Origin of the sequence: Pilosibacter fragilis (genome assembly GCF_032490495.1) — a bacterium.
GTDB lineage: Bacteria > Bacillota > Clostridia > Lachnospirales > Lachnospiraceae > Pilosibacter > Pilosibacter fragilis.
Window position 1 is genome coordinate 42,590 of sequence record NZ_JAVYJB010000008.1, and the last position, 15,221, is coordinate 57,810.

A 15,221-nucleotide genomic window follows, 5' to 3' on the forward strand; every position below is an offset into this window, starting at 1 on the left:
GTGCAGAACCGTCAGCCTCCGGAAACGTGAAAGGGGAACAGAATGAACAATTACGATACATTAAATCCGATGCAGCGGGAAGCTGTCTTCACTACGGAAGGTCCGCTCTTAGTGCTGGCGGGCGCCGGATCCGGAAAGACACGGGCGCTGACGCACCGGGTTGCTTATTTAATAGAGGAAAAGGGTGTGAAGCCCTGGAATATCCTGGCGATCACCTTTACAAACAAGGCGGCGGGAGAGATGCGGGACCGTGTCAACAGCCTTGTGGAATACGGCGCGGACAGTGTCTGGGTCAGCACCTTCCACTCCCTCTGTGTGCGGATCTTAAGAAGATTTATTGAGAACATCGGCTACACGACGGATTTTTCCATCTATGATTCTGATGATACAAAAACCCTGATGAAACAGATCTTCAAGGATCTTGAGGTGAATACAAAGGTATTAAAAGAACGGGGTGTCCTCGGCGTGATCTCCTCCGCAAAGAACGAGATGATCAGTCCGGAAGAATTTATGCTCAGCGCGAAGGCTGAGGGGGATTCGAGACTGAAACGGATTGCGGAGCTCTATATGGAGTACCAGAAACGTTTAAAAAAGAACAATGCCCTGGATTTCGATGACCTTCTTGTAAAGACCGTGGAGTTGTTCCAGTCAAAGCAGGAAGTTTTGGAGTATTATCAGGACCGTTTCCGCTATATTATGGTGGATGAGTATCAGGATACAAATACGGTACAGTTTAAGCTTGTGAGCCTTTTAGCGGCAAAATACCGGAATATCTGCGTGGTGGGCGATGATGACCAGTCGATCTACCGGTTCCGCGGTGCGAATATCAGAAATATCTTAAGCTTTGAGGAGACGTTCCCGGGGGCGAAGGTGATCAAGCTGGAGCAGAATTACCGTTCCACAAAGATGATCCTGGATTCGGCGAATGAGGTGATCAGGAACAACACCGGAAGAAAGGATAAGACGCTCTGGACCGAGAACGAGGTCGGAGAGCGGCCGGTGTTCCGGGAGTTCAGCTCTTCCTTTGAGGAAGCGGAGTGGATCGTGCGGGATATCGTGAAGAGAGGCGGACCATGGAAGGATTACGCGATCCTCTACCGCACGAATGCCCAGTCCCGTATATTCGAGGAGAAATGTGTTGCGTACAATCTCCCGTATCGTCTCGTGGGCGGCGTAAACTTCTACCAGAGAAAAGAGATCAAGGATGTTCTCTGCTATTTAAAGACGATCGCCAATGGGCGGGATGACCTGGCTGTGCAGAGGATCATCAATGTTCCGAAGCGCGGAATCGGAGCTATGAGTGTCGCCCGGGTGAACATGTTCGCGATGGAAAACGATATGAGTTTCTATGAGGCGCTGGAGAGGGCGCAGGCTGTTCCGGGAATCGGAAAAGCGGCGTTAAAGATCGGAGTATTTACAGACCAGATCAGCGAGTTCCGGAAGATGTTAAAGGAAGAGACTCCGATCAAGGATGTGATCGAGGCGATCCTTGATAAGACAGGATATCGTGACGAGCTGAAGGAAGAGGGCGAGGTGGAAGCCGAGTCCAGAATGGAAAATATTGAGGAATTGATCAACAAGGCAGTCTCCTACTGGGAGAGCGCCGAGGAACCGAGTCTTTCCGCGTTCCTGGAGGAAGTTGCCCTGGTTGCGGATATCGACAGTATGGATGAGTCAGAGGATAGAATTATCCTTATGACACTGCATTCCGCGAAAGGTCTGGAGTTCCCGTATGTGTATCTTGCGGGAATGGAAGATGGACTTTTCCCGAGTATGATGTCTCTGATGGAGGGACCGGAGGCACTGGAGGAAGAGCGCCGTCTCTGCTATGTGGGAATCACGAGGGCGGAGAAGCGGCTGACGCTGACCGCCGCAAAGAGCCGTATGGTGAAGGGCGAGATGCAGTACGCGAGAACGAGCCGGTTTATTGACGAGATCCCGGATGTGTGCCTGGAACGTCCGGATCGGGATGATTCAAAGACCGGATGGAAGAAAATGGCAGACGCGTACAGGAACCTTCCGGAGGAAGCGGGACTTCCGTGGGCGAAGGCTTCCGGCGCGGACGGAAAAGCGGCTGACGGTCACACCGGAAGATTCCAGAACCGTCCGGCGGGTGTGAGTCTTTTTGGACAGAAATCCGATGCCTATAAGAATCCATATGCCTCCGGGACTTCTGCGGCGCCGAAGAACACGCCGACCTTCGGAAAGGCGTTCACCGTAGAAAAACCGAAGTCTTTGGATTACTCCGAAGGTGACCGCGTCCATCACATGCGTTTTGGTGACGGAACCGTGAAATCCATCGCGGACGGCGGAAAAGATTTCGAGGTCACAGTCGATTTTGATCATGCGGCGATCGGGACAAGGAAGATGTTTGCTTCCTTTGCGAAGCTGAAGAAGTTGTAAATAAATTAGCCAAAAGAAATTTAGTATTGATTTTTTGGGGGCAATCGCATATAATTAAAAACAGCTAAGGAAAGTGCTTATATGTCTATGAGTACGCGAAAACCCCCAGAGTGGCACCTCCGGGGGTTTTCTTGCTCTTTGCGGTGAGCCGAACCGTTTAGGCTGTTACTGTCGGTTGTCCCTATCCAGCCATTTGCAAACATAGTAGCCAACTATGCTTGCCGCGACAGAGACAAGGAAAGTGTTTATGTAATCTATAAATACCGCCTCCTTTCTGCTGGAGGTGCGACAGCAGTTTTATTTTATCATGTTTATTTGTAGAACTCCATATACTGCGGTATAAAAAAATGGTGTCTAAAACTATGAAAATTTAGGGATAGTAAAAACCATAAAATCATGATATACTATTACAAAGTATCTGTCCGTGCGGATTATTCTTGTCCGGGGCGGCTGTGAAACAGAAAGGATGTGTGAGGATGAACAAATTCGATACGATGAGTAAAGACGCACTCAGCAAAATGGAAGAGCTTATAAACGCGTCCAAGCTGAATGAACTGCTTCATAAAAAAGAAGAAGAGGATAAGAAAAAGAATTGTATCCTCTGGGTGCTTGCTATCATCGGCGCTGTTGCTGCTGTAGCCGGAATCGCATACGCAGTATATCGCTTCTTTACACCGGATTATCTGGAAGATTTTGAAGACGATTTCGACGATGATTTCGACGATGACTTTTTCGAGGAAGAGGAGGAAACTCCGAAAAAAGCTGTCGAGAAGGATGACGAGAAAGAAGCTTAAGCCGAAATGCTTACAAACACAATGAGAACGAGGCTGTGGCAGGGATCGCTTGCACAGCCTTTTTCTGTGCATAAAAACATATCAGGGAACGAGGCATCGTTTACGCGCTGTGCGATCAGAAACGGAAAAATCCGATTCCCGGCAGAAAAAGGAGTACAAAAATTATATGAAAAAAGGTGAGATCTACACTGGTACAGTGGAAAAGATGGATTTTCCAAATAAAGGAATCCTCCATATCGGAGAGGAAAAGGTAGTTGTAAAGAACGCGCTCCCGGGGCAGACCGTCGAGATCGCGATCTCCAAGCAGCGCAAAGGAAGATGCGAGGGAAGACTCCTTAAGGTCGTGACTCCCGCAGCATACGAAAACACAGAGGGTGCATGTCCTCATCGTGCGGACTGCGGCGGATGTACGTACCAGACGGTTCCTTATGAGGAACAGTTAAAGATCAAGGAGCAGCAGGTCCGGGCTCTTTTAGATCCGGTTCTTCCGGCCGGCTACAATTTTGAGGGGATCAAAGGTAGTCCGTTGACAAAGGCGTACCGCAACAAAATGGAATTTTCCTTCGGAGATGAGTTTAAGGACGGTCCCATGACTCTGGGAATGCATAAACGCGGCAGCTTTTATGATATCGTGACCGTGGACCAGTGTGTGCTGGTGCATCCGGATTGCTGTAAGATCTTAAGAGCGACGTTGGATTATTTTACGGAGCACGGAGCAGTCTTCTATAAAAAAATGGCGCATGTCGGTTATCTGAGACATCTTCTTGTCCGCCGCGGTGTGAAGACCGGGGAGATCCTTGTGGATCTTGTGACCTCCACCCAGACGGAGGGAACATGGAAGAGTGATAAGAATGAGGAAGCGCTGCTTGAGGGCTGGAAAGAAAAACTTCTTGGACTGGATCTGGAAGGCTCTTTTGCCGGAATTCTCCACACAGAAAACGACAGCCTTGCGGATGTGGTACAGAATGACCGCACGGTGATCCTTTACGGACAGGACTTCTTTATGGAAGAGCTTCTGGGATTAAAATTTAAGATCACTCCATTCTCCTTTTTCCAGACCAACTCTCTCGGTGCAGAGGTGCTCTATGAAACAGCCCGCGAATACATCGGTGAGACAGACGGAAGAAAGGTCTTCGATCTCTACAGCGGAACCGGTACCATTGCCCAGATCCTCGCTCCGGCGGCAGAACATGTGACCGGCGTGGAGATCATTGAGGAAGCTGTTGAGGCGGCGAAGGTGAACGCGGCGCAGAATGGACTGACAAACTGCGACTTCATCGCGGGGGATGTTTTAAAAGTATTAGATACCTTAGAGGAACGCCCGGATCTCATCGTTTTGGACCCGCCGAGAGACGGAATCCATCCGAAGGCGCTTCCAAAGATCATCGACCATTATGGATGCGAAAAAATGATCTATATTTCCTGCAAACCAACGAGCCTTGCGAGAGATCTCGTCGTGCTGCAGGCGAAAGGTTATGAGGTCACAAGAGTATGCTGCGTCGACATGTTCCCGGGGACGACGCAGGTAGAGACGGTTGTCTTGCTTTCCAAGGGTGAGGTCGACTCGAAAAAGATTCGGGTTGAGTTCTCTTTGGAAGATATGGATATGTCAGAGTTCCAAGATGGAGCTACCTATCCGCAGATCAAGGAGTATGTGTTGGAGCATACCGGGTTAAAGGTGTCCAACCTCTATATCTCACAGATTAAGCGGAAATGCGGGATTGAGGTAGGCAAAAACTATAATCTGCCGAAATCCGAGGATTCCAGACAGCCCCAGTGTCCACCAGAAAAAGAGAAAGCAATCCGAGAAGCATTCAAATATTTTGGGATGATCTAACATCCCGCAGAATGGAGGTTTCTTATGGATAGATTGATTTCTTGTGAGTTCAACATGGATAACGCCTGTGTGGAGCTGAAATTTGCAGATGGCAGCATGATTGCGATTGACACGATTGCCGTGGAGAATGAGGTTGCCGATAATATGTATCAGCGGTCGGAGCTGGACTGGCTAATCTACAACAAGCCGCTGGAATATGCACAGCTTGTGTTTGGCGGTGATTTAGAACGGTTTGTGCAAGGCGTATCGGAACATCAGTTGATGGATTGAACTGAATAAACATAGCGCAGCCCACCGGTCAAAATGATCGGTGGGCCGTGTTGTTTCTAACAAGGTTTTAAATTGTAAACTGGAACTCCACACCCGTCTTCGTGTTTCGGACAGAACACTTGCCGCCGTGCAGTTCCACGATATTCTTCGCAATAGCAAGACCAAGCCCCGTGCCGCCTCCGGAGCGGGATTCATCAACTCGATAGAAAGTGTCCCATACTTTAGCCAAAGCTTCTGCGGAAAGAGGCTTGCTGTCATTTTCGATGGAGAATGTGGTTTTACCACGATTGTTCTGAATCCGTACTGTGACACTGCCACCGGCGGGGGTGTACTTGACTGCATTGGTCGCAAAATTCTCAACCACCTGTGCAATTCGATTCTCGTCCGCAACGATGGTGCTTTGCTCCGGGAACTCGTAGCTGATCTGCAGTTCCTTTGCCTCTGCCGCCATTTGGAGTTTCTCGAAGATGGCTTTCGTAAGATCGGCAAGCGAAAACTCATCCCGTGAGAGCTTCACTTTACCCGCTTCAAGTCTGGACAAATCCAGCATCTCCAAAACCATACCGTCCGTTCGCTCGGCTTCCGCAAGGATCACATCCACATACTTATCACGTTTGTCTTCTGCAATGTGTTCCTTCAGTCCCTCTGCATAGCTGTGAATCACCGCCAGCGGAGTCTTCAGTTCATGGGCAATATTAGAGGTCATCTGACGACGGTTTTCCTCAGCTGCTTTTGCATACTCAAGTGCCGTGTTCAAGCGTGTAATCTCGTTTCTTTGCATCCGGCTCTTATCGCTATGCTTGGCGAAACCCTCTTGTAGCAACTTGCTTTCATACCAAGCTTTTGACATTTCCGGATATAGGTAGTTCTTCTCTTCTTCGCTCATCAGCGCTTCTCCAACCGATAGGACAGGTTGGATTAAATGATTTTTTATTATGGAGCGTAATACGAACACAAGTGCCACTGCAATAAGAAGTGTAATTAAGTACACAACGCTCAGTTCGCCAAATGCGGTGCGCCAAGGAGAGCAGTACACGACACTCACGGTATAAAAATGGAGATCAGGCGCTTCTTCTGCATAGGCAGCCTCCCCATAATAGTATGGGTCATAATAGGTTTCTCCATCGAAGCTGTGACAGTAGTTCACACTTGGGATTAAAAGGTCAAGGCCATCGTAGAAAGTCAAATTCTTTGCTCCGGCAGCCAGTTCCGGTCCAAGTTTGGCAACAAGGGAAGCTACATTTTCATAGTCTGTTCCTTTGTACGAAAAAGCAGGAGATATCTCATTATAGCAAACATCAAACCAATCAGAGTAGAATACAACAACGTCCTCACTGGATAAAGCGTCAGAGGCATCTTCGTACATGGTGTTCCATTGAAGATCGTAATCCTCTACGATGCCGGAAACGGTATACTGACCACTTCCCTTTGAATCTAAGGCATGCTGGAATTCGTCCCAATCGATATATTCAATTTTGATGGGTGTGAACTCGACACCATCAAAAGTCCCGGTAAAGCGCATTGCGGCAGCATCGAATGTCAGATCGCTGTTGCTGAGTATCTCCTTACCTTTCTCAGTAAGCATTTCTCTATCAAAGAAAGCACGGGCATTATTCCCGGATCTTTCCTCTCGATTATCCCATTGGTTTTCTGTCAAATACTCGAAGTAAAAGAAATCCGACCAACTACATTCAAGAAGATTTCCTCCTGCATCATAAACAGCAGTAGCAGAATATACCTTGTTGCTGTTTGGCCGCTTTAGAAATTCATCATCTTCACCAACTATAAATCTCGCACCATAAAAAGTATCTGCATGTCCGCCGTCGTCTACCGCCTCCCACCGGCGATTTGCATCGTAGTTCGCATAACTGGAATCAAAACCTTTCCCCAACCAGTGTTCAAAGCTTCGAGTTGCGATGGTAGATGCAAAATCGCGATAGCCATTTAGATATCTTGTGGCGGCATACTCAGCAGTAACGGAGGTCAAGCAGAACATTCCTGCTCCCCAAATTACAAACAATGCGAGGGAAAGTAGGCAAGTAATAGCTGTCAGAGCGGTACGCTGTTTCTTTTTCCTTGCTCTGATTAGACCAACCACGATGATGGCGACAGCCAAAACAACCTTTACAATTCCTTGAAACAGTTTATCCTGTACTAATTCCCAAATAATGCTTTCACCAGAATAATAAGCTACAAGGTCTTTCCCGATTGTTGCATAATTGCGGAAATCAACAATCGCCCAGATTAGGAAAAGAGCTGATGCAATCCGATAGCCTTTGGAGATTTTTTTCATCGTCACCCCTCCAATCTATAACCCGCCTTAATAACGGTCTTGATGCATTCGGCATAGTCGCCAAGTTTTTCTCTCAATCGCTTAATATGGGTATCTACAGCCCGAGATTCGCCCTCGTAGTCGTAACCCCAGCACTTAACCAGAAGTTGCTCACGGCTCATGACAAGGTTTTTATTCTGCATCAGGCAGCGAAGGAGAGCAAACTCCTTCGGCGTCAAAAAGACTTCCTTGCCTCCAGCATAAGCTCTGCCTGCAGTCAGCTCCAGAGTGATCCCGCTGACCTCCATCCGGTCACCGGCAAGGACACTGCGCTGATTACGCTTGATGAGCGCCATAGTTTTTGCATAAAGGACAGACATGGTGAATGGCTTCGTCACATAATCATCTGCACCGAGTTCATAACCCAGCAGTTTGTCCTCCTCGTCGGAAAGGGCTGTGAGGAAAATGATAGGAACATCGTTTGTTCTGCGCACAGCACGGCAGACAGAAAGCCCATCAAGCTCCGGCATCATAATGTCAAGCAAAACTGCGTCAAATTCATTTTCATCAATCAGCTCAAGCGCCTGTATTCCGTTGCTTGCTTCAACAGGCAGTTCTCCCTTGCTGCTGAAATAGTCACACAGGATTTCCAGCAACTTGGCCTCATCTTCTACAATCAAAATCTTACTGTTCATAATACTTTTCCTCCTTTCGCCCTTACTGTACAACACCGATTTGTATTCTCTGTGTCAAAAGAAATGATTTTTAATATTTATAAGCTTATTCAAACGCTACTGTAGTTTCCTTTGGCAGCTTCTCATTCTCGCAGCTCAAAAGGTAGGATATTACCTTGTTGGCAAAGCGGTTTGTTTTCATGGTATCCCAATCGGCAAGTCGGATAATCTCCGCTGTGCCGTTTTCAAAATCCAAGGAAATCTCGCCCCATTCGCCGTCGCAGTCTGCCTGGTATTCGTAGATTGCGGCGGCAATTTTCTTTTTGCGCTTGGTTTTGGACTTCTGTTTCAGCCGGACAGCATGGATTGCGCCCTCGGCAACCAATAATTCCGTCAGCCTGTCCACCGCTTTCCGGTAGGCTCGCTCTGCACCGCTGGCTGTGCTGCCCTCGAACATAACTGCAAGTTCCTCAAAGGTGGGACGACCTTTCCATGAGCCGACACGCCCACAGGTCATGCAGATTGCCAGCCGCTTTTCAAGCAAGGTCTGCTCCCGGTAGTTCAGTTTCTCAAAAGCCCGCTGCACCTTTTCTGCCTGTATGCCGTTCCAGAGAATGTCGGCATAGTTCCAAGTATCATCAAGGGCAACATCTTCGTCGGTTTCCTCGCCGTCCTCGTCTGTCACATAGAAAGGCTGCTGATTGCGGATGCCACGGACAACTTTCAGATATTCTTCCGCAAGGGCAAGATCACAGTTGTACTTCTTGGCAAATTCGCTGACTGCATCCTTGCTGTTATGGTAGAGCCAAGCCATTGACCGCACCATTTTGTAATTGGTCAGGGAGGATACCGACCATTTTTCTTCTCCCATGCGAAAACGTAGCATAGCATCCCGAATGAATGGAAAAATGTATGTAGCATACTTCGCACCCTTGGCAGGATCATAGTCCATCAGCTTTTGGAGCATTTGCTCCCGGCAGGAGAGCTTTATATCTATAAATCGGTCTGTGTCGTACAGATCGCCGCCATCCACACCGAGAAAGTCTTTGATGCGCTTGTTAAGTTGCGGCTCGTAGTGGTGTAGGAAGAATGAGAAATATATCAGGTTCTTATCCTGCAAGGCAGACAGGATATATTCGTTCAGATTGCCCACCGCTGGAGGCTCCGGTTCCAGTTGGAAGATGCGCTCTGCCGCATAAGGAATGATGCCGTCACCGTGCGGATTGACAGCGTGTTTTGGTATGTATCCGGTCATGTCCCATGAAAAATCACTCAGCATAGCGCACCTCCTTTCGGTTCTTTCTCTATCAATATCGACAGTAATTATGCATCGAACTTTTTGTTAGTAGTATTATTTTCGTCGTCCATCATATCGCTTAGCACGGCAAAAGCTTGGCTCAGCGGCACAGCCTTAGAAGTCCAGTTTTTCAAACTAAACAAGTTGGAAGATTCATCAAACACATCAAATTCGTCTGTCCCATCAGTGATTTTCTTCAAGTACAACATTTCTATCAAATACAAAGCTCCCAAGATATTTAGTACATTCTCCTGCTTTGCTTGCTTCAACTGCTCATAGCGGTTGTGCTTGACATCTGTAAATGCTCCCCACCATTGCAACGACTGTGCGGGCTGGGTAATATCCCAATTCATAAACGGTTGTATTTCGATATCGTATTCCTGTACACTGATTTTTTGATTTTTTATATCCGGTGTGTTGGTCAAAATATACTGTGCATAGTCTGCAACCGTTTTTCGATCCGTTGTATTGAAACCGCAAAACTCTTTGAATACAGTATCCAACTCTGCCCCTATGGCTTGAATTAAGAGGGCATATCCGTTAGAAAATGCATCAAAATTGTCCTCATGTAGTTCTACAAACTCTATTGATTCAACAAAACGCTTTTCGAGCATTAAGTAGTATTTCCAATGATTCTGACTAAGTTCTTTTCTATTCACGTTTGTCCCTTTCTTTGTATATTTTTGCACTTGCTTCCTTTTTCAAAGCCGCCTGGTCCATTTCTTTTTCATAAGCTCCCTTGGCATAGGCTACATTGCTCAATGCCCGGAGCATCTTATCTTTTGCCAGCTTTTTCATAACCTCTGCAAGATCAGCGTCCAGAGTACCACGCTTCACATAGCGGTTTATGGTGTTCAGCCGTTTCTCATAAATCTGTTTCACCGGATGATCGTCCGCAAGCTCCCGTTGTTCTCTGCCTTTCAGGTTGCCGATCTGCCGACAGGTGCGGTGCAGCTTGTCCCCCGGTGCATAGCCGCCACAGTATTTGGTGTGCCGTGCGTTGGTGGTCAGAAACCACTTGCCGCAGATTTTGCATTTCTTCGGTGCATGACCAACACACAGGCCCTCAAAGAGATCAGACCGGAACATCCCTACAAAGGATACATAGTGCATCCGCTTGACCAGCTTCGCAACTTTTTCGCCGGGACGGATGACGGATACATACTGAACGGAATTGTTCAGGGTAGACATCCAGGCATTGCCTTCCGTGATGGAAAACTCCGGCGGGAAATAGCTGCCGAACATTTTTGCAAAACCCTCTGCGGTGCGGTCTGCTTCGTTGCCGTCTGTTTTTTCTGCAAAATCAAGCATGGCCGTTTGGTATTCCCCAAGGGAGTATGCCAGATGCCCGAAAACTGCGGTATAGCGTTGGAGCATCATCGCATCGGTAAAGTTCTGGATTTCTTCAAACTGCAAAGAATTGGTTGCGGCTTTTATGGCAAACTCCACATATTTCAGCGCATTGTCCACAGTAAAGACTTTTTCAATCCGTTTTCTGTGCTTTGGTATATCCATATAGGAGAACGGCGGAGTTTCGCTGAGAATATCCAACATCGCCAGAGTAGCTTCCCTTGCAATGGGACAGAGTGCAGAAGCATCCTGTCCGGCGTTTAATGTTCCGAGCAGCAGATTGATGTTCTCGCATTGCTCGTTCATCCTTGAAATGGTATCCGCAGGGACATTCAGCGCATCACAGGCAAGCGTGCCGACAGGAAGTGTTTTTCCCTCATATATAACCGTATCCTGCCAAAAATCCAATGTCATCAGTTCTTGGTTCATGCTTGCCCCTCCTGTCCTGTTTTTCTACTTTCTTGATTGTATCATGCAAATGTAAAGAAATCCATATTCTCTGAAAAGTTGTCCTGTTTTTTGAAACGGGGTTGTCCTCCGATTAGCCTGTTTTTTGAAAAATCCGTCATAACCATAATAGAAGGAGCGAAGCACCTGCCAATCACGGCGGCTGCTTCGTGCTTTCCAGAATATTATGAACGGAGGGTTTTCTATGACAATCTATGAAACCATCAAGGCGGCAATCAGCGTCAAGCAAGCCGCCGAACACTACGGGCTGAAAGTGAGCCACAACGGCATGGCTTGCTGCCCGTTCCACAACGACAGGCATCCGAGCTTGAAGCTGAATGAGGACTATTTTTTCTGCTTCGGCTGCGGAGCCAAAGGGGATGTGATCGACCTTGTGGCAAGGCTGTTCAATCTGAGCAGTTATGAAGCAGCGCAAAAGCTGGCTTTGGACTTCGGGCTTGACCCGAAACCGCCCACTGCCGCAGCTATGGTCAAGCCGAAGCGTCCCTATATCCGTCAGTTCCGGGAGGATGAAATGCTGTGCTTCCGGGTGCTGACGGATTATTTGCATCTGTTGGAAGATTGGAAAGTGCGCTATGCTCCCAAGACACCGGAAGATGCTCTGGATGACCGTTTTGTGGAAGCCTGCCAGATGCACTGCCATATCGAATATATGGCAGATGTGCTGACGGTGGGTGATCTGGAAGAACGGGTGGCATTGGTGGACAAGCTGATGCAGGACGGCAAAATTGCTTTTCTGCAAGAGTATACCGCACGAAAGAAAAAGGAGGTGGCGCACCATGGCGAAGAACCGGAAAACGCCTGATATGAACTTGCCCATGTGGTTTGACGGGCAGAACATCAACGAAGCTCTGTTTTGTGAAGAATTTCTGCAAGAGCGCAGGATCATCTTCGCAAACGGAGCTTTTTTCACGCCCGATGGTCGAGTGACGGACGATCTTCCTCTGCGTGGGGAGATTTACGACAAGCTGAAATTCTGTGCCGTAAACAATATCCCCCGGAAGATCACCAACATTCTGGAAGTGCTGAAACTGGAAGCGCAAGTGCCGGACTTTCCACCGGAGCAGGATCGGATTCATTTGTCCAACGGTACGCTGCTATTGAACGGCACATTTACCGAGGGCAGACCGGCTATCGTGCGGAGCCGTTTGCCGGTTGCTTACAATCCCGATGCTACTGCGCCGGTGATCTGGCTGAACTTTCTGGATGGGTTGCTTTACGCCGAGGACATTCCAACTTTGCAGGAGTTTATCGGCTATTGCCTGATTCCCTCCAACAAGGGGCAGCGCATGATGGTGATTAAAGGCAACGGCGGCGAGGGTAAATCTCAAATCGGTGCGGTACTGTCTACCATCTTCGGCACGAATATGAAAGACGGCAGCATCGGCAAGATTTCTGAAAACCGCTTCGCCCGTGCCGATTTGGAACACATTCTCCTGTGCGTGGATGATGATATGCGGATGGAAGTTCTGCGCCAGACCAACTATGTAAAATCCATTGTCACCGCACAGGGCAAGATGGATTTGGAACGCAAAGGCAAGCAGAGTTATCAGGGTTGGATGTTCGCCCGATTGCTGGCATTCAGCAACGGTGATCTGCAAGCCTTGTATGACCGCAGTGACGGATTTTATCGCAGACAGCTTGTGCTGACCACCAAGGAAAAGCCAGTGGACAGAGCTGACGATCCCGACCTTGCGGAGAAGATGAAAGTCGAATCCGAGGGTATCTTCCTGTGGGCATTTGAAGGCTTACAGCGGCTTGTTGCCAACAACTTTAAGTTTACGGAGAGTGAGCGTATCCGGGAAAACCGGGAAGCGGTCAAGCGTGACAACAACAATATCTTTGATTTCATGGATTCCGAGGGATACATCCAGCGTAAAGCGGATGCGTCCATCAGTTCCAAGGATTTCTATGAAATCTACCGGATGTGGTGCGAAGAAAATTCCCTTGCACCGCTGAAAGCTCGCAGCTTCAGCGACGCCATGATTGCCAATGCCGGGAGATTCAATCTGGAACATTGCAACAATATCACCAACTCTGCCGGACGGCGGGTTTGGGGATTCATGGGAGTGGAAGCCATTGCACGACCTCATATAAATGGGTTTTACGGAGATTCGCCGTGTACGTACGTACCGGAGGACATTCCGGAGGAATGGCGGCAGGTCGAGTAAATCCCATTGCTGGTACGTATGTACGCAGCAAAAGAGCGTGAAACGCTCGTTATAGAAACAGCACACATCCTCTCGTTCGGGCTGTTTCTATGTCCACAGGCTTTTGAAAAAGTGTCTGTGGACATCGGCTGCAAGAGGAAGTTGACACAGAACAGCTTCATGCAGACGGGGCTGACCATGGGAAAAGGCGCAGACATTTTCGCCTTGGTCAGCAGAGGTCACCGCAGTGACCGCATTCCCCCTCGGGAGAGCCCTCGGAGAGCCCACGGCACTTTGCAGCCAGTATGGATGAAAGTGTCATAGTGGGTTATTACACTTTGAAAAAGTGCCTCTCCGTAGCTCCCCACTGTCTGCAAATCTCAAAGAAAGGACAAAAATCCAATGGCAAGAAATGATGGAATAGACCGTACCATAGCCAGAAATCAGGACTTGAAAACGCCTGCGGATGTGGCGAAGGTACAGGAACACAATGAGCGTGAAAAGGACAGCTACAGCAATCAGGACATCGTGCCGGAGCGCACTTCTCTGAACGTTCATTTCAAAGCCCCCACGGATGATTATGTGAAAATGTTTGAGCAGATGGAGCATGATAATGTGATCTCCACAAGAGGTCTGAAACCGGATGCTGTGAAATACGGCGAGTTGGTGTTTGATGTGAACTCCGCCTATTTCTACAACCACGGCGGCTATGAATTTGCGAAACAGTTTTATACCGATGCCTATAAAGCCGCTGTGGAGATCGTGGGTGGTGAGCAGTATATCCTCTCCGCTGTGATGCACGCCGATGAGCGCAACCGGGCAATGTCCGAAGCTCTTGGCGAGGATGTGTACCACTATCACCTTCATGTGGTTTATATCCCGGTGGTGGAAAAGCAGATTCTTTGGTCGAAGCGGTGTAAGGATGAAGCACTCCGGGGAACGGTAAAGGAAACAATTACACAGGTCAGCCGAAGTAAGAAATGGGACTCCAAGCCGTTGCTTGATGAAAACGGAAATCCCATGCTCAATGCAAACGGAAAAAAGATTTTGAAGTCGTCCTACAGTGTGTTGCAGGATGACTTTTTTCATTTCATGCGAGCTGCCGGATATACCGATGTGAAGCGTGGAGAGCGTGGAAGCACCGAGGAACATCTGACGGTGACACAGTTCAAGGTGCAGGCAGAACAGCAGCGTTTGGAAGCTGTGACCGGACAGGTGGCACAGGCGGAGCAGAGTTTGGAGAATGCCAAAGCTGCCACGGAGAAACAGAAAAGGAAACTGGAAGCGCTGCAAAAGGAAACCAAGACGGCAAAGACTCTTGCACTGACGGTGCAGGATATTGAAGCGATGGGCAAAAAGGCCACATTCGGAAACAATATCACTCTGACACCGGATGAATGCCGCACACTCAAAGATTATGCTGTCAGTAGCTTTGCGGAAAAGGCAGAGAAGATCAAGTACAAGCAGAAATTCGAGCAAGCGGAGAAAAGTGCAAAAACATGGAAGCAGCGGTACGATGCGTTGCATGAACAATATCAAGAGCTGAAAAAGAAAGCCCAGCCCTTCTTGGATGCACTGGAAATCGCATCCGAAAGGGTTCGGGCTTTTCTTGATGTTGTCCTCAGCAGAGGAAAGGAAACACAGGAACACAAAGCACCTGCCCGGAAGCGTGGGCAGGATATGGAACTTTGACGGAGGAATTGCCT

General features: G+C 48.3%; 12 protein-coding genes. 7 read left to right on the forward strand and 5 right to left on the reverse strand.

Features of this window, described 5'->3' with window-relative positions:
• Nucleotides 1-42 precede the first annotated feature (42 nt).
• From ABCW45_RS09295 to ABCW45_RS09310, 4 genes are all read left to right on the forward strand, one after another.
• Entirely contained in the window at nucleotides 43-2,403 is a 2,361-nt protein-coding gene (locus tag ABCW45_RS09295) for an ATP-dependent helicase (RefSeq protein WP_117484582.1), read from the forward strand.
• Between the two features lie 476 nt (nucleotides 2,404-2,879).
• The gene (locus ABCW45_RS09300) at nucleotides 2,880-3,197 is read left to right on the forward strand and encodes a hypothetical protein (protein WP_015554931.1); all 318 of its coding nucleotides are present in this window, start codon (nucleotides 2,880-2,882) and stop codon (nucleotides 3,195-3,197) included.
• 166 nt (nucleotides 3,198-3,363) lie between these two features.
• Entirely contained in the window at nucleotides 3,364-5,034 is a 1,671-nt protein-coding gene (gene rlmD, locus ABCW45_RS09305) for a 23S rRNA (uracil(1939)-C(5))-methyltransferase RlmD (protein ID WP_117484581.1), read from the forward strand.
• 24 nt (nucleotides 5,035-5,058) lie between these two features.
• Nucleotides 5,059-5,304: a DUF6061 family protein gene (locus ABCW45_RS09310; RefSeq protein WP_117484580.1), complete on the forward strand. Its 246-nt coding sequence runs from the start codon at nucleotides 5,059-5,061 to the stop codon at nucleotides 5,302-5,304.
• Between the two features lie 67 nt (nucleotides 5,305-5,371).
• On the opposite strand, the gene ABCW45_RS09315 is transcribed toward ABCW45_RS09310, so the two are convergent.
• The 5 genes from ABCW45_RS09315 to ABCW45_RS09335 all read right to left on the reverse strand — a co-directional run bounded on the left by ABCW45_RS09315 (nucleotide 5,372) and on the right by ABCW45_RS09335 (nucleotide 11,326).
• Nucleotides 5,372-7,597 carry a sensor histidine kinase gene (locus ABCW45_RS09315; RefSeq protein WP_117484579.1) on the reverse strand — a complete coding sequence of 742 codons (2,226 nt, stop codon included), beginning with the start codon at nucleotides 7,595-7,597 and terminating at the stop codon, nucleotides 5,372-5,374.
• Nucleotides 7,598-7,599: 2 nt separating this feature from the next.
• Nucleotides 7,600-8,271, reverse strand: coding sequence for a response regulator transcription factor (locus tag ABCW45_RS09320; RefSeq protein ID WP_117484578.1), 672 nt, complete (start codon nucleotides 8,269-8,271; stop codon nucleotides 7,600-7,602).
• Between the two features lie 85 nt (nucleotides 8,272-8,356).
• On the reverse strand, nucleotides 8,357-9,529 hold the full coding sequence (locus ABCW45_RS09325) for a sigma-70 family RNA polymerase sigma factor (protein ID WP_117484577.1): 1,173 nt from the start codon (nucleotides 9,527-9,529) through the stop codon (nucleotides 8,357-8,359).
• A 44-nt stretch (nucleotides 9,530-9,573) separates the two neighbouring features.
• Nucleotides 9,574-10,206 (reverse strand): hypothetical protein, encoded by a 633-nt coding sequence (locus ABCW45_RS09330; protein ID WP_021683574.1) that lies wholly within the window; start codon nucleotides 10,204-10,206, stop codon nucleotides 9,574-9,576.
• Entirely contained in the window at nucleotides 10,199-11,326 is a 1,128-nt protein-coding gene (locus ABCW45_RS09335) for a DUF6076 domain-containing protein (RefSeq protein ID WP_117484576.1), read from the reverse strand. The genes ABCW45_RS09330 and ABCW45_RS09335 overlap by 8 nt, the downstream gene beginning before the upstream one ends.
• Nucleotides 11,327-11,549: 223 nt before the next feature.
• On the opposite strand from ABCW45_RS09335, the gene ABCW45_RS09340 reads away from it, so the two are divergent.
• The 3 genes from ABCW45_RS09340 (at nucleotide 11,550) to ABCW45_RS09350 (ending at nucleotide 15,207) form a co-directional block, all read left to right on the forward strand.
• A complete protein-coding gene (locus ABCW45_RS09340; protein ID WP_039996408.1) occupies nucleotides 11,550-12,170 on the forward strand; it encodes a CHC2 zinc finger domain-containing protein in 621 nt (206 codons plus the stop codon).
• Complete coding sequence (locus ABCW45_RS09345) at nucleotides 12,145-13,536, forward strand: DNA primase family protein (protein WP_117484575.1); 1,392 nt, start codon at nucleotides 12,145-12,147, stop codon at nucleotides 13,534-13,536. The genes ABCW45_RS09340 and ABCW45_RS09345 overlap by 26 nt, the downstream gene beginning before the upstream one ends.
• A 381-nt stretch (nucleotides 13,537-13,917) precedes the next feature.
• On the forward strand, nucleotides 13,918-15,207 hold the full coding sequence (locus tag ABCW45_RS09350; protein ID WP_117484573.1) for a plasmid recombination protein: 1,290 nt from the start codon (nucleotides 13,918-13,920) through the stop codon (nucleotides 15,205-15,207).
• Nucleotides 15,208-15,221: the final 14 nt, after the last annotated feature.

Excerpts from the sequence above, each read along its gene's own strand:
- ABCW45_RS09295 (WP_117484582.1), top strand. The coding sequence starts at position 43 with ATGAACAATTACGATACATTAAATCCGATGCAGCGGGAAGCTGTCTTC.
- ABCW45_RS09315 (WP_117484579.1), bottom strand. The coding sequence starts at position 7,597 with ATGAAAAAAATCTCCAAAGGCTATCGGATTGCATCAGCTCTTTTCCTA.
- rlmD (WP_117484581.1), top strand. The coding sequence starts at position 3,364 with ATGAAAAAAGGTGAGATCTACACTGGTACAGTGGAAAAGATGGATTTT.
- ABCW45_RS09345 (WP_117484575.1), top strand. The coding sequence starts at position 12,145 with ATGGCGAAGAACCGGAAAACGCCTGATATGAACTTGCCCATGTGGTTT.
- ABCW45_RS09340 (WP_039996408.1), top strand. The coding sequence starts at position 11,550 with ATGACAATCTATGAAACCATCAAGGCGGCAATCAGCGTCAAGCAAGCC.
- ABCW45_RS09335 (WP_117484576.1), bottom strand. The coding sequence starts at position 11,326 with ATGAACCAAGAACTGATGACATTGGATTTTTGGCAGGATACGGTTATA.
- ABCW45_RS09350 (WP_117484573.1), top strand. The coding sequence starts at position 13,918 with ATGGCAAGAAATGATGGAATAGACCGTACCATAGCCAGAAATCAGGAC.
- ABCW45_RS09300 (WP_015554931.1), top strand. The coding sequence starts at position 2,880 with ATGAACAAATTCGATACGATGAGTAAAGACGCACTCAGCAAAATGGAA.
- ABCW45_RS09325 (WP_117484577.1), bottom strand. The coding sequence starts at position 9,529 with ATGCTGAGTGATTTTTCATGGGACATGACCGGATACATACCAAAACAC.
- ABCW45_RS09320 (WP_117484578.1), bottom strand. The coding sequence starts at position 8,271 with ATGAACAGTAAGATTTTGATTGTAGAAGATGAGGCCAAGTTGCTGGAA.
- ABCW45_RS09310 (WP_117484580.1), top strand. The coding sequence starts at position 5,059 with ATGGATAGATTGATTTCTTGTGAGTTCAACATGGATAACGCCTGTGTG.